Annotated in this window: 15 protein-coding genes and 2 pseudogenes; 4 read left to right on the top strand and 13 right to left on the bottom strand. The window is 65.6% G+C overall.

Translation table 11 applies throughout. The features are described from left to right. Positions 1-252: 252 nt before the first annotated feature. The 6 genes and pseudogenes from ABZU52_RS29330 to ABZU52_RS29305 form a co-directional block, all read right to left on the bottom strand. Positions 253-765: pseudogene (locus tag ABZU52_RS29330) on the bottom strand (replication initiator); the annotation flags it as partial. Beyond that, on the bottom strand, positions 674-916 hold the full coding sequence (locus ABZU52_RS29325) for a hypothetical protein (RefSeq protein ID WP_354974190.1): 243 nt from the start codon (positions 914-916) through the stop codon (positions 674-676). The pseudogene ABZU52_RS29330 and the gene ABZU52_RS29325, both read right to left, overlap by 92 nt. Before the next feature lie 56 nt (positions 917-972). After that, a complete protein-coding gene (locus ABZU52_RS29320) occupies positions 973-1,161 on the bottom strand; it encodes a hypothetical protein (protein WP_354974189.1) in 189 nt (62 codons plus the stop codon). Between the two features lie 3 nt (positions 1,162-1,164). Continuing rightward, positions 1,165-1,431: a hypothetical protein gene (locus tag ABZU52_RS29315; protein ID WP_354974188.1), complete on the bottom strand. Its 267-nt coding sequence runs from the start codon at positions 1,429-1,431 to the stop codon at positions 1,165-1,167. Beyond that, positions 1,428-3,023, bottom strand: coding sequence for an FtsK/SpoIIIE domain-containing protein (locus tag ABZU52_RS29310; protein WP_354974187.1), 1,596 nt, complete (start codon positions 3,021-3,023; stop codon positions 1,428-1,430). The genes ABZU52_RS29315 and ABZU52_RS29310 overlap by 4 nt, the downstream gene beginning before the upstream one ends. A gap of 175 nt (positions 3,024-3,198) precedes the next feature. After that, positions 3,199-3,594 (bottom strand): annotated as a pseudogene (locus ABZU52_RS29305) (transcriptional regulator). 348 nt (positions 3,595-3,942) lie between these two features. Here ABZU52_RS29305 and ABZU52_RS29300 point away from each other — a divergent pair. The 3 genes from ABZU52_RS29300 (at position 3,943) to ABZU52_RS29290 (ending at position 6,429) form a co-directional block, all read left to right on the top strand. After that, positions 3,943-4,488 carry a sigma-70 family RNA polymerase sigma factor gene (locus ABZU52_RS29300; RefSeq protein WP_354974186.1) on the top strand — a complete coding sequence of 182 codons (546 nt, stop codon included), beginning with the start codon at positions 3,943-3,945 and terminating at the stop codon, positions 4,486-4,488. Further along, entirely contained in the window at positions 4,478-5,335 is an 858-nt protein-coding gene (locus tag ABZU52_RS29295) for a hypothetical protein (RefSeq protein WP_354974185.1), read from the top strand. Before ABZU52_RS29300 ends, ABZU52_RS29295 begins: the two co-directional genes overlap by 11 nt. A 653-nt stretch (positions 5,336-5,988) precedes the next feature. Next, entirely contained in the window at positions 5,989-6,429 is a 441-nt protein-coding gene (locus ABZU52_RS29290) for a hypothetical protein (RefSeq protein WP_354974184.1), read from the top strand. Here the strand turns inward: ABZU52_RS29290 and ABZU52_RS29285 are convergent. The 4 genes from ABZU52_RS29285 to ABZU52_RS29270 all read right to left on the bottom strand — a co-directional run bounded on the left by ABZU52_RS29285 (position 6,419) and on the right by ABZU52_RS29270 (position 8,826). Beyond that, a complete protein-coding gene (locus ABZU52_RS29285; protein ID WP_354974183.1) occupies positions 6,419-7,195 on the bottom strand; it encodes a glycosyltransferase family 2 protein in 777 nt (258 codons plus the stop codon). The two genes, ABZU52_RS29290 and ABZU52_RS29285, sit on opposite strands and share 11 nt — an antisense overlap. Further along, complete coding sequence (locus ABZU52_RS29280; protein WP_354974182.1) at positions 7,183-8,004, bottom strand: GntR family transcriptional regulator; 822 nt, start codon at positions 8,002-8,004, stop codon at positions 7,183-7,185. The genes ABZU52_RS29285 and ABZU52_RS29280 overlap by 13 nt, the downstream gene beginning before the upstream one ends. 149 nt (positions 8,005-8,153) lie before the next feature. After that, positions 8,154-8,303, bottom strand: a complete 150-nt coding sequence (locus ABZU52_RS29275) for a hypothetical protein (RefSeq protein ID WP_354974181.1) — start codon at positions 8,301-8,303, stop codon at positions 8,154-8,156. A 187-nt stretch (positions 8,304-8,490) separates the two neighbouring features. Next, positions 8,491-8,826: a hypothetical protein gene (locus tag ABZU52_RS29270; RefSeq protein ID WP_354974180.1), complete on the bottom strand. Its 336-nt coding sequence runs from the start codon at positions 8,824-8,826 to the stop codon at positions 8,491-8,493. Between the two features lie 557 nt (positions 8,827-9,383). Between ABZU52_RS29270 and ABZU52_RS29265 the strand changes: the two genes are divergently transcribed. After that, positions 9,384-9,806: a GntR family transcriptional regulator gene (locus ABZU52_RS29265; protein WP_354974179.1), complete on the top strand. Its 423-nt coding sequence runs from the start codon at positions 9,384-9,386 to the stop codon at positions 9,804-9,806. Between the two features lie 178 nt (positions 9,807-9,984). On the opposite strand, the gene ABZU52_RS29260 is transcribed toward ABZU52_RS29265, so the two are convergent. The 3 genes from ABZU52_RS29260 to ABZU52_RS29250 form a co-directional block, all read right to left on the bottom strand. Then, positions 9,985-10,449 (bottom strand): GNAT family N-acetyltransferase, encoded by a 465-nt coding sequence (locus ABZU52_RS29260; RefSeq protein WP_354974178.1) that lies wholly within the window; start codon positions 10,447-10,449, stop codon positions 9,985-9,987. 33 nt (positions 10,450-10,482) lie between these two features. After that, positions 10,483-11,271 carry a hypothetical protein gene (locus tag ABZU52_RS29255; protein WP_354974177.1) on the bottom strand — a complete coding sequence of 263 codons (789 nt, stop codon included), beginning with the start codon at positions 11,269-11,271 and terminating at the stop codon, positions 10,483-10,485. 223 nt (positions 11,272-11,494) lie between these two features. Continuing rightward, positions 11,495-12,100 (bottom strand): hypothetical protein, encoded by a 606-nt coding sequence (locus tag ABZU52_RS29250; RefSeq protein ID WP_354974176.1) that lies wholly within the window; start codon positions 12,098-12,100, stop codon positions 11,495-11,497. Between the last annotated feature and the right edge of the window lie 789 nt (positions 12,101-12,889).

Below are 12,889 nucleotides of genomic sequence, written 5' to 3'. Positions count from 1 at the left end.
TGATCTGGCACAACACCACCATCGGGGCACCGAACCCACGATCACTGATCGCCTACGACCATTGAGCAGCCAGAATTTAGGACTCAATCATCTAGTCGGACTCGACCCCGGTGCACCCGATCACGTGCGGCCGGTCCAAGGCTAGAAACAGGATGAACGCACCGGGTGGGTCTTTCACTGTCACCTTGCCCAGCCGGACGAGTTCCGTCCCGCAGTCCCGAAGTCGCTCCACGGCCTCCCGCAGCCCGATCGTCGGATAGCGAAGTGGGCGTGCGGGGCGAGACGACGTTGCGGCTCGACACAGCCGGCGTACTGAACGTTCCAGCCCTCGCAGCGTCGGAGGTTCTGCCAGAACCGATCGAGGAGTCGGGGGAAGTGCACGGCGTCCCATGCTGCGCGGCGGTAGTCGTACCTGGCCGGGTTGACGGGGGTGCCGTCGGGGCGGACCGGGCCGTACGAGTCGAGGGTGAGCGTGAGCCACATCGACGGTTGGTAGGTGGAGCCGTCCGGGGCGATGTAGGTCTTGCCGACGGTGCGCCGCTCGACCTTGCGCCGGGGCAGCTCGGGGGCATCTTGGCGCCGCTTGGTGGAACGCTTGCGCCGTGGGCCGGGATCGTCGTCCTGGTCCTCGTCGTCGGTGGCGTGCGGTGGTCCGACGCGCCCGCGAAGGCCCTCAGCGGCGATGGCTTCCTCTACCTCGCGGATGGCCTCGTCGAGGTCGGTCACCTGGTCCCACTGGGCCACGCGTACGGCCTCGTCGCGGGAGGCGTCCGGTACGACGGCGGGCGCGGATCTCCAGGCCGAGGTAGATCGCCATCAGCTCGACCGCTACGGCGTTTGCCCAGCCGATCCAGTCGGGTTGACCGTGGGCGACGGTCAGGTCGTGGACGTGGGTGAAGGCGGCGGCACCGGCCATGGTGCCGATGGCGAGCAGGATCAGCACCCGGACGCCGGACTCGGTGCGCTCGCGGATCATCGGCCACTGCCGCTGTCGCGGACCGTCAGGATGATGCAGATTCGCTGGCCGTTGAGGTCGCGGCGGCGGTTAACCATGTGCGCCAGGCCATGCAGGGCACCGGCGAGCCGGTCCGGGGAGCCGTTGAGTTCGATGTGCAGCGGCTTGAGGCGGTGGGTGCCGAGGAAGTAGCTCTTGAGGGACATCGGTTACCTCCGGGCAGGGGCGACGCGGGTACGGATGTGCTCGGGTGGCTCGCCGAGGGAGGCCACCGCTTCGGAGAGGCAGCGCCACAGCGCCCACGCCTCGTCCGAGGTCAGGTACATGCGGCGCCGGCCGCCACCGACGGCGAGATAGACCGGGTACGGGTCGGGCCGGGCGGGGTCGACGCGCACGGACACGGCAGTGCTGGTGGCGCCGTCGGTGCCGGGTGCGCGGAGCCGGTAGAAGGTTCGGCCGTCGGTCGGGGCGGTCACCGCGGCTCACCTCCGTCGGTGTCCCGGTCGAGGATGTTCAGCAGCGAGTCGGGCAGCAGTGGTCCGCGACGCTGCCGAGGCAGGGGCGGCCGGGTTGGCTCGGTGGCGGTTTCCCGGCCGACCTGGGCGAGGATGTCCGCCGCGTCGGCCGGCGCCGGGTACTCGGCGGCCAACTCCCGAATGTGGTCGTCGGAGATGAAGGAGAAGCGGACCCGGGCCGGCTCGGGGATGCCGTCGAGGATCACGTAGCCGACACCCTTGGCCCAGCGGGGCATCTGGTCGGCGAGGGCACCTCGGTTGCGGGCGCCGTCGCCCAACACGAGGTCGACCTGAGCGGCCTCGGTCAGGCCGAGGGCGATCCGGGTCGGGAACAGGTCCCGGAACGGCAGAACCTCCTTGCGGGGGTCCTGCAACGCGGCTACCACCAGGACGCCAACGCCGGCACCCTGCGACAGCAGCAGCCCGAGCGACCCGGCGATGCGCTTGCGCAGTTCGACGTCCTGGAGGTAGGCGGTCAGTGCCGCCATCTCGTCGATGACGACCACGACCAGGGGGTCAGCCAGGGTCGGAGTGTGGACCCGCACCGCGCCGGCAAGCCGGGTCTGCCGCTCCCGCATCACCGTCACGGCCTCGTCGAGCAGGTCGGCCATGGCCTCAAACGACTTGCAGGCGAACCGGGCGAACAACGGCCGACCCATGGCGAATTCCATGCCGCCCTTGGGATCGATCACCCAGAGCCGGACCAGCCCGGAGGAGATCCCGCCGGCCACGACGCGGACCAGCGACCACAGCACCGAGCCCTTCCCGGAGCGGGTAGCACCGCCGATGAGAACGTGGGTGGCAAGCAGGTGCAGGCCCCAGTGCCGCAGGTCTTCCCGTCGAGCCAGCGGGAGCGCCGTGAAGTCGGGCACCGACGGGACGTCGAAGGGGTCGACCAGGGTGCGCAGTGCATCTGTGCGGACCACCACCAGGTAGACCACCGACGGCCGGTCCCAGAACCGCAGCCGGTCCACCGCGCCCAGGACCAGCGCCCAGTAGCCCGACCGGATCGGCGGGTCATCGGGACGCTCGGAGTAGACCCGGGCGTGCCGCCGGCCGAAGGCGTACGCCAGGTTCGCCGTTGCCTTCTGGAACTCCTCGGGTGTCTGGCCGCGGACCATGCGGATGGTCAGCACGTCGAGCGCCTGATCCGATCGGACCCGCAGTAGCTCCGGCAGGACCGTCCGATGGTCGTACACCTTGGCCAGGCCGCAGAGGGTCATTGCCTCGCGCCAGGCCCGTCGGTAGACGAAGAGTTGGCGGAACCGGCCGAGGATCGGGCCGGCGCACCATGTCCACCAGGACGATTCGTGCCGCCACCGCCACAGCGCCGACACGGCGGCGGCCAGGACCACGGGCACGATCACGCCGGCCCGGCCGAACTGGCGGTAGAGGCTCACGCCGGCCACGATCAGGCCGACGGCGACCGGGTGGCGAAGCCACCACCACAGGCCCCGCCACAGCCACCGCAACACCAGGCCGAACGCGATCAGCCATACCGGCAGCTCCAGGCGACGCGGGCGGATCACCATCAGGTCACCGGCGGTAGTCATCACGACCTCGCCACGCGGCCGGCGCATCATCGCGCACCCGCCACTGTGGGCCGCCGCAGGACGGCGGGCATACGCTTGGACATGTCACTACCTCTCTCGACAGAGCAGGGGAAAGAGACAGAGGGCGGGGCTGCCGTCCGCCAAGACCTGACAGCCCCGCCCCCACCAGATGCGACTACTGCGCCGCTTTCGCAGCCACGCCCGCCGGGGCACGCATCCCGGTCGCCCGCAGCGAATACGCCATCCGACCGTTGTTGCCCACCTACGGCGTGACGGTCATGCCGTCGAACTCCACCGCCTCGAACAGGCCACCCGTCGGCGGCACCGGCTGGTAGTCCGCCGAGATCTTCACCGTCGTCTCCCGCGACCGCTTCCCCAGCTCCGGATCCAGGTCCATCACCCGGACCTGCCACACCCGCTGGCCGGTCAGCTTGTCCTTCGCCGGGCTACGCCGACCGGTCTTCTCGTCGTAGTCCTCGACCTCACCCAGAGACTCGGGCACCAACGCGCACCCCGCCGGGAACACGTCCTCACACCGCACCGCGAACCTCGTGCCGCCTCGCAGAGCCATCGCTCAACCTCCAACTTGTCAACTTGTCTGCCAAGTTGGTCCAACGTAGACGGCACTTGGCAGACAAGTCAATGACCGACCTTGAGCAGGTTCTTAGTGAACCTCAAAAAGATCTTCGTGCTTGCCGATGAGGTCAGGCCTAGGCCTCTCGTTAATCCTCCGTGCGCAGTGCAGTCCCCCGCGCTGCGCACCAAAGAGGGCGGGGGCGATGCGAAGGGAGCCGGTAATGGGCCTGATCTGCCTTGATGCCGGTACGGAGGCGAGACACGGCCCTGGCCGACCGTCTCGTGGCCGCGGGATCTCGAAGACACGGGAAGGGGCCGTGTCGACGGCCGGCGGGGTAGTCACGTGAAGGAGCAGCCCGAGGACCTGGCGGATCTGATTCGCAGCCGGCAGGACCGGTACTTCCGCGACCACGTGGACGAGGTCCTTGCTGCAGCAATCTACCGCCACGGGCGTCACCTCGGCGAGGACCTAACCCAGCAAGCGTTCTTGCGGGTCTTCAAGAGTTACGACTGGCGTACGGGGGTGCCCCCAGTCGCGTACGTGCGCAAGGCATTGAAGTGTGCCTTCATCGATCTCTGCAGGAGGGTGCAGAGCCGGGGCGAGGTCCTTACGGACGAGCCACCAACGCCGAGCGAGTCGGCGGAGTGGGCAAGCGATATCGACGTGGACGAGGAGGTCCGCCATGCGATAGCCCAACTACCATCGCGACAGCAACAGCTGATTAAAGCGGTGTACTACGAAGGCAAAAAGCTGTCTGAATTCGCGCGCGAGAACCACCTTAGCGAGAAGGTGGTGCACAACTACCACCATCTCGCAAAGCGTGCGTTGAAGGACCAGCTGGCGCACTTGGTGGGAACCACCGGTAAGGAGGGGCGAAATGGGCGTTGAGGAGCGCCTCAAGAAGGACGCCGAGGCCCTTGCCCGAGCGGTAGCCCGAGTGGACAAGGACGCTCTCCTTGCTCGGACCTTCGACGCGCTGGACGAGGGTTCGGTTCACGGAGAGTCTTTGGAGAACGACTGGTCCGGCTCCGCGCTTGGCGAGGGAATTCGCCCAAGCGCCGAGCCGGTTGCGAACGTCGCGTTGGGGGCCCGGCTGCTTGCAGCCGGGCCTCCGGCCCCGCCTGATTCGGACCAGGATCAGAAAGCTGACGCAATGAACAAGGCCACGAATCCAGTTGGGGAACTTGTTCACCTGCTCGGTCATGTCCGGGCAATCGCTCCAGTAGCTCGACGTATCGCCGAGATACTGGAGTTGCTGGACAGGCCAAGGCTGGCATGGTCCTGGTGGAACCTCGCGGCGGAGATCGGGGATGCCGATGCAATTGAGTACGTAAGTCTTACTTGCACTGCACCGGATCAATCAATTCCAACCCAAAGAGCCGATAATCTTACCGCGGAAACGAGGAAATTAGCCTGTGAGATAAACGTCAGAGAAACACTTCTTGCACATGGATACGTTTCGAGTGAGAACTTCGAGCGTATAGCAGCCGAGCATCCGATTGCCGAGTGGTTGGCTTCAGGTTCGTCTGATCAGCGAATCTTGGAGTTGCTTCGGGGGCCGCAAACGGATGCTCCTGCAGTTCTGACATGCCGGTATGGCTTTGCATCTTGGGTTGGCACCGCTGAAGAGGCGGTCCATTCGCCCTCTCCTGAGACGCAAGTGCAGTACCCGAAACAAGAAGAGTCCGTAGATGCTCCTTCCGTAGCAGAACTCGAAGACTTGGTGCGGTGGTAGCGATGATTAGGAGCCTGATTGGAGATCACTTGAAAACTCATTCGATTTTGGCTAGCCGATACCTGCCAGCCTTTATCCTATCGCTAGTGACGATCTTGGCAGCCATGGTCACGCTTTGGGTTGACTTCGCTCCCTTGACGCCGGTTACCGAACCGCGCAACTAATGCAGGTCGCCCCGGGTCGTCCGCAAGCGGTCGACCCGGGGCGCCATCCCCTTTGCTAACCCTTATTGCCGACCCGTGAGGGCGCTAGCGACACGCAAGGCGTATGCGAACACCCGTAAGACCGTCGACTGGTCCTCGTATCCAGTCAGGGACACCAGCTCTGCAACGGACTCAACGGCGATAGCACTGGAATCGAGGGCCCTCCCAACCTTCTCCGACCGACTAACTTTGGTGACATTCTCTTCGATCGAGCCCTGTGGCTCCTGTTTCTCAGACACCGGTGATCTGAGAACTCGTACACCTCCAGAAACGTTCGGAGGCAACGGACCTCACGTCTGCCCAATGTTGTTTGAATCACTGGAGCTTGGCGATTAGTTCGATGACCTATTAGGGGAATCACCATGCATGCCTCCGGCGCTGCGCACGAACAGGTGCGCTAAGTTCCTCTCGATGGCATCAAGGCTGGCGTTGCTGGGTAACGTCGGCCTCATGACTTGGAGCCAACCCGGAGCCTCGGCTGGCACTCACTCGCGTCTGCCTGGGCTCAATGACAAGACGGTCGAAGCGCTGGGCGAATTGAGCAAGGCCCTGGAGACGATCCATCGGGTGCGGGGGCACCTCTACTCGGCGCACCAACTCGTCGGCGGCGCGGATCTCACCCTTGACCGGGTGGTGAAGCTGCTCCGCGAGGCCGGGCACGACGAGATGGCAGACCGGGTCGAGCGCGAGCTGTTGGGGCGCAACGTGCTACCCGGCCGGTGGACGTTCCAGATCGTGGAGGAGTTCGACGACGGCTACTACGCCGCGTTCCAGGAGATCGAGCGGGACGCGCGGGAGAAGTTGGCCGGCGGTCGGCGGCACATCTTCGAGGCGGAGATGAAGGAGCGGCGGCGTACCCACGGGATGCCGGGGCACGAAGCTACGCCGTAGCGCTGCCGTCGAAGCCGTTCGGGATTATCGAGGCCAGGGCGTTGGCCCGGGCCTCGATAATCCTCATTCGTGCCTGATACTCGGCCGGTTCCCGGTGCGCGGCCTGGCTGGTCACCTGACCGGGCCACTTGCGGTAGAGCAGCCCGTACTCCCGGGTGAAGTAGCCCGCACTGACCGCGTTCGCGGCGAGCAGGAGACCAGTGTCCTCGGAGGCCGGCAGCGCCATCCAACCACCCAAGGCGAAGACGAGATCCCGCCGCAGGCACAGCGTCGCCGGGTGCACCGATGCCCGGTAGTCGTTGGCCCGCCAAAACGACAGAACCGCGCCGCGGTCGATGACCCCGCCGGCAGGGTCCTTGTCCCATCCGGCGGTCGACCCGTTCGGCAGCAGATCGAGTACCCGCGAGGTGGTCCAGCCGATCTGCGGGTGCGCGTCAAACGCGGCGATGTCCCGGGCGAGCGCACCCGGGGTCAACTGGTCGTCAGCATCCAGCACCTTGATGAGGTCCCCGGAGACCCGGGCAAGCGCGAGGGTACGGGCAACCCCAGGCCCGCCGGGACGGCCGGTGCCGAGGCTGATCCGGGGATCGTCGGGCAGCGCGTCGACCAGGGCGTCGGTCTGCCCGTCTTCCTGGACGAGCCATTCCCAGTCCCAGCCGTCAGGCATCTCTTGCTTGGCCAACGACTCGTAGGCGCCAGCCAGGTGCTCGATGCTGGGCGCGTGGACCGGGGTGATGACCGAGACGAGCTGCGTCAAGTTTTCCACCGCTGGAGTCTGTGGGAGTAGACAAGCTCGGTGCGGTCGCCCGGCATCACCACGTCGGCGACCTCGACGATCCGGCCGGTGGTGTCGGTGGAAGTCTTCCGCACGGTGAGCACGGAGACGCCCGGGTCGATGTCCAGCAACTCGGCCTCGTCCGGCGACGGCGGACGTGCCCGGATCTCGTCGTCGATCCGGTCCAGCTCGATGCCGAGCGTGTAGAGCTGATGCTGTGTACCGCCGGGCCACGGTTCCTTACTCTCGTCGAGCAAGTCCGGGTTCGCGGCCACCAGGTCGTAAGGCAGATAGGAGTACGACATGGTCAGCGGCGCGTTCTCGTGCTTCGAGGACGTCCAGTAGACCCGGCGCAGCAGCGGCGTACCCGGCTCGACCTGCAAGGCCGCCGCCATCTCCGCATCAGCTTCCACCCGGGAGTACTCGGCGTGAAACTTAAGATCATCGACGGTCAGGCCAGTGTCATGCTCGGTGGCGCCGGTCTTGAGCCGCTCGTCCTCGCCGAGCAGGACGCGTTCCTTCTCCCACTGGTACCGCTCGCTGTTGCGGCGGCGTACCCGCTGGCGGGGTGCCCGCACGTAAGTGCCGCGCCCCTGCTCCGCGCGGACCAGGCCCCATTCCCGGAGCTGCCGGATGGCGTTGCGGACGCTCGTGCGCGACAGGCCCGAGGTCTCGGCCAACTCGGTCTCGCTCGGCATCAGCGTCCCGGGAGCCAGCTCACCGCCCATGATCTTCGCCCGCAACTCTTCGGCGAGTTGCAGGTAGCGAGGGCGCCAGTCCCGGCCATGCACACCGGTCACCGTACCCCCTAGACGTTCCAACGTCTGCCAGGTGGTCCCGCCGGCCGGCCGCTCCGGCACCGGGGGCACGACGACAGCCGGTCGCGGTTGTCGCCCAGGGCGTGACCCGGGGGTACGAGGAAAAGCCCCACCCGGACGTCTGTTGGTGTTCACCGCGTCTCCCCCGCCTGCTCGCCTCCATGAGCCTGGGTCAGCATCTCCAGGCGGGCGTGCGTCAGCTCGTCAATGAGCCGGTCCACCTGCGCGCCGAACAGAAGCGCGGTCTGCGTCGCGCCGTAACGGGTCACATCGAGCTTCACGGCCAGGTCCCGCCGGGCAAAGCGGTCCACGAGCAGTTGAACAGAGACCCACCCACTGCGCTCCCGTCCGATCGTGGCGTGCAGCCCTCGGTGCATCGGATCGTTCGGTCCGCAGCCCCGACACCACACCGGGCACCCGACCGCAGCGGTCGACGACGGCGGTTGGTCCCCTGGGAGTGGGACGACTTCACTCATCGTCGGCCTTCAGCTCTCCGAGTACCTGCTTCACCAGGGCGCCAAGTTGCTCGGCCAGTTCGATCGCCTGTAGCAACGACAACTCGGCCCAGGCGATCCCGCTACGGCACGTAACGTGAACACCGACCAGGGCGCCATCCAAAGCCTCAGCACCGATGAGGTACGTGACGACCAGGCCGGCCGCACGGCCGTCGCCAACTCGCTGCATCGGGCCGCGATGACGGCGGGCCATATGCGCCATCACCGGCGGCACCAGATAGCCGCAGCGTTCCGGGTCGCACCAGTCCGGGTGGCTCGTGACCGTAGACGGCTTGTTCGTACGGCTCACCGCGGCCACCGCCCGCCGTTGCCTTGGTGGAGCTGCGCCCGGGTCGTCAGCGGCGCAAACCGGAGCATGGGCAACTCACGGGTTACCCCGGCGGACCACCGCCGCGAGATCGTCGCAGAAGCCGTGCGTGGACCTGCCGGCTGCTGACTGCTCGCATTCAGGGCAACTGGTCGTCTCCAGATCCGCCACGACGAGAACCAGCGGCTCCGGCGATGAGAACCAGACATCGCACCTCCACCTCCACAGGTAGACGGGGACCGGTGGCCAGCCACGGGGGAATGCGGCCAGCCACCGGCCCGGATGAAGGCGCGGCGCACCGTCCGACGCCGGACGGGTCGGGTATCGCCGAGCCAACTTGTACGCGCGACTACCGCAACCGGTCCGTCAGGACGCCGCGCATCGGGTGCGACCAGGGCCGGCGCGAGGCCACCCCTGACACGAGCCGTCACCCCAGCCGCACACCAGGAAACGTATCTACAAGTGGACGAGTTGTCTAGACGTCGAAACGGGTCACTTGGTTGGCACTTGGTAAGACAAGTGCCGGGTACGGTGAGCAGGTGCCCACCCCGCACTACGGCCAGCCCCGCTACCGCGTCATCGCCGACGAGTTGAAAGCGCGCATCGAGAGCGGCGTCATCCCGCCCGGAGCCCTCTTGCCGGCTGAGAGCGCGCTCGGCGCCGAATTCCAGGCAGCGCGTGGCACGGTGCGTCAGGCGATAGCCGCGTTACGCGAGGCGGGCTTGGTGGCCACCGAACACGGCCGAGGAACCTATGCGACCCCCCGCCAGCACGAGCGTGGGCTAGACGAGGGTTCCGAGACGGAAACGCAACAGCGCCAGGTCGCCGCTGACGCAGAGCTTGCAGCCCTATTCGCTGTCGAGGTGGGCACGGCCCTGATGGAACAACAGCGCCTTACTAGAACAAACGGGGCAGTCGGAACAGTCGTCAGAACCTACCGACTGCTTCAGATAAAGCGATAGAGCAGGTTCGCACCTTCGATGCCTCCTCAAGGCGGCCCGACAAGCGGGCCGCACGCGCCGCCGCCGGGCCGCGCGGCCCGGCCCCTCTGCGTTGCCAGGGCCGGACCACGCCCAACGCCCGGCGGCTGGCGCGGACAGCGGGAGCCCGAGCGGGCCTAGCCATGCCGCAACGCAATCTTCAGACTGAAGCCGTAGCCGATATGACTTCCACGAGACTGCCACCGATTACGTAAGTGGGGTCTTCTGGTTTCAAAGGCTTCAAGCCAGATGCGGCAAAGAAGGCCATTCGCTCAGAGGGTTCCGAGGTTAGGCCCGGGTAGCCGCCGACGTGCGTGCATCCGGCCTCGACGGCTTCCCTCGCGAATCGACTCAGCAGGGCCTTGCCAACCCCTCGTCGCCGCTTGCTGGGTATCACGCCAAGTCGGTCGATCCATGCCTGTGGCCCCGTCCCCAGGTCTGTCGGCGCGACGGTCTCATTGAATCCGATATCCAGTCGACCATGAATTGCACCCATAGCCGACCCGGCAGGGTCTTCGGCGATGAGAGCTAGGTCAAAGACCTCCTCGCCTAGGTATTCGTCGAATTCGACATGCAGTCTTGACTGCTCGAAAATCCTGCGAAGAATTGGGTTCTCGCCGGTCAAGGCTGGCCGGATCAAGAGAGGGGACACTTGGACCTACCTATCCGACTTTCGTAGGCCAATGATGAGCCCCAAGACTGCAAGAGCAAAACCGATCGCCTTGAGTTGATCGTCAACGAGCTTGTAAGGATCGAATACTGCGTCGTCGACTGTGGCGACATTCGTTCCATGTAGCGCAGCGGCCACGACCAGGTAAGTAGCGATTGCATAGACAACGGCCACCCGCCGGGCCTCACCTCGCCTGAGACTGACCTTTGATTCATCGGTGTCGTTGTCAACCCCAACCAAAAGCCCGGCAGCCTGTCGACCTTCCTCAGACGCTGCAAAACGGTCGAACGCTGCCGCCAACTCTAGGTCGTCTTCGGGGAGAGCGATCGCCTCGTCGTCCTCGTCGAATGCCGACGCGGCAAAAAGCTCGAAGTCATCCCGCAAGTTAGAGAGAACTGGAGCCGGCGTTGTGGAGATCGTTCGGTGCAGAGATTCCTGGAATTCTTCGTTGGTTGCAACAGCTCGAACCGACCGTTGGACCTTTACCCGGACCTGCGACTTGCCTGCCAGCGTCCTAGAAGCGTCCCGTACTTGCTCGACCAGGGTTGGGTCTGCGGTGAAGGAACGCAACATCTCCTGCATGCGGACCTGGATGTCCGGGTTCGCCGCAAGCGCCCGCGACGCCTCTTCCACCTGTTCGGCGAAGCGTGGGTTCGCAGAGAAGACTTCGAATGCCTCCTGCATACGCTCCTGGACGTGTGGGCTGCCTGCAAGGGTGCGGGACGCCTCCTGCACCTGTTCGGCCAGTCTCGGGTTCGTCGCAAGGGCCTGCATCATCTCTCGAAGACGGGCCCGGACGTGTGGCGTCGACATCAGCGTATGGGCAGCCTCGCGGGCTTGCCCCGTGGCGAGTTGCTCTCTTGCGAGGAGCCGCGATACCTCCCTCAACCGTGCGAGGAACGTAGGGGTAAGGACGGAGCGCAAGCGGCGTAGGTCCTCTGGCCCGAATGGCACGTGCCCTCCAAAGGCGGACAGCTGACAACCGGTGAGACTCCAGACGCTACCCCGCGCCAGTGCTTGTTGCTGCGTCAGCGACGTCGGCGTGGGAGCTGCTGCTGCCATCTGCCCAATCATCGATCAGCCGATTGACCAGGTAGTCGTAAACGGGCTTCAGTGTGTCAGGGGGCAGGTCAGGGTCTGCAATCTTGGCGTACATCGCCCGGATGCGAGCTTCACGTACCTCACGCGGATCGTTGTTGGCCGGCCCAGAGAGATACCGACGAAGGTCAAGGGCATCCTTGACGGCGTAGAGCAGCTGGCTCATCTTGAACGACCGAGTCAGGCCCTTAGCCGTCATGACCACCATGGGTGTCATCGTTCGAGCGTGGTGCGCTTCCGCATAGGCGACGAACAGGTCATTCGGCACTCCGTCAGCTCGGGCGACGGCACCGGCGACTAGGCCGACGCAAGCATCAGCCAAGCGAACGGGTGATCGGCGTGTCCACGGGTCCGAGGGCCGCTCGGTGAGGGTGTGATCGGGCGTTACGTGTCGCAGCAAGGACGCTGGGTTCGCGTGTACGAAGTAGGTCGAGGCTGGCACGTACAGTCGCTCGTAGAGGTCGCTGACCACCGATCCGCTGGTCTCGGTGTCGATCCGCTCTGCCATCTGCGGGATGGTCGGGATCCCGGTGCTCGGAGCGCCCAGGGCCGAGAGCGCCTCTTTGACTACCTCGTGAGGAACAACCTCAGCCCTGTCCAGGAAGGCTAGGAGCTTGCTGCTCGCCCTAAGGTGTTCCGTCTTCAAGCGGGCGACTACATCGGGGCTGTGCAGGCAGTACAACGCGAGGATGCACGCCTCTAGTGAAGATCTCCCCAGCAGAGCTGCTGCCTCGCGGTGACGACCACGTACGGCCCGCCGCGTCTGCTTCTGAAGCCATAGCAAACGCAGCAGGGCGAGCCGTGACACGTCCCTCGGGGTGGTCGCATCATCTGTCGGCCATGGTTCACGAGTTGCCAGGCGACGAGCCGTTTTGCGAACGCGCCACCGCCGCACCGGGTCTGGATACGGCAGCAGACTTCGGACGGACACCACGAGTGCACGCATGATCGGACTCACACGTTCGAGGGTGCCAGGTGTAAGCATCACCCAGCACCCCATATTGGCCCGCCTAGCCGGGGCAGCAGCGAGGCAGCGAGAAGGCAGCGCAACCTCTGATCCGGATCGGTACCGAACGCCGAGCGACGGCGGCCGGTACCTGCTCGTCGACATGATCCGTTACCAGTCCGCAGCAACCGGCAACTTTAGTCCCTCTCCCCCCTGCGGGGGTCAGCTGAGCTACCCCCGTTTTCATGGAGCTTCTTAATCATGGTCTGATGGCCATGGGGAGGAAGTTTCTGTGGCGGCACCGAAGAAGTACCCCGATGAGCTGCGTCAGCGCGCTGTGCGTTTGTACCG

It is taken from the genome of Micromonospora sp. NPDC005220 (genome assembly GCF_040607895.1).
Lineage (GTDB): Bacteria > Actinomycetota > Actinomycetes > Mycobacteriales > Micromonosporaceae > Micromonospora.
Note: the sequence above shows the minus strand (reverse complement) of the source record. Positions and strands in the feature narration are given on the sequence as shown.

Excerpts from the sequence above, each read along its gene's own strand:
- ABZU52_RS29325 (WP_354974190.1), bottom strand. The coding sequence starts at position 916 with ATGGCCGGTGCCGCCGCCTTCACCCACGTCCACGACCTGACCGTCGCC.
- ABZU52_RS29295 (WP_354974185.1), top strand. The coding sequence starts at position 4,478 with ATGGGCGTTGAGGAGCGCCTCAAGAAGGACGCCGAGGCCCTTGCCCGA.
- ABZU52_RS29320 (WP_354974189.1), bottom strand. The coding sequence starts at position 1,161 with ATGTCCCTCAAGAGCTACTTCCTCGGCACCCACCGCCTCAAGCCGCTG.
- ABZU52_RS29255 (WP_354974177.1), bottom strand. The coding sequence starts at position 11,271 with ATGATGCAGGCCCTTGCGACGAACCCGAGACTGGCCGAACAGGTGCAG.
- ABZU52_RS29310 (WP_354974187.1), bottom strand. The coding sequence starts at position 3,023 with ATGACTACCGCCGGTGACCTGATGGTGATCCGCCCGCGTCGCCTGGAG.
- ABZU52_RS29250 (WP_354974176.1), bottom strand. The coding sequence starts at position 12,100 with ATGGCAGAGCGGATCGACACCGAGACCAGCGGATCGGTGGTCAGCGAC.
- ABZU52_RS29290 (WP_354974184.1), top strand. The coding sequence starts at position 5,989 with ATGACTTGGAGCCAACCCGGAGCCTCGGCTGGCACTCACTCGCGTCTG.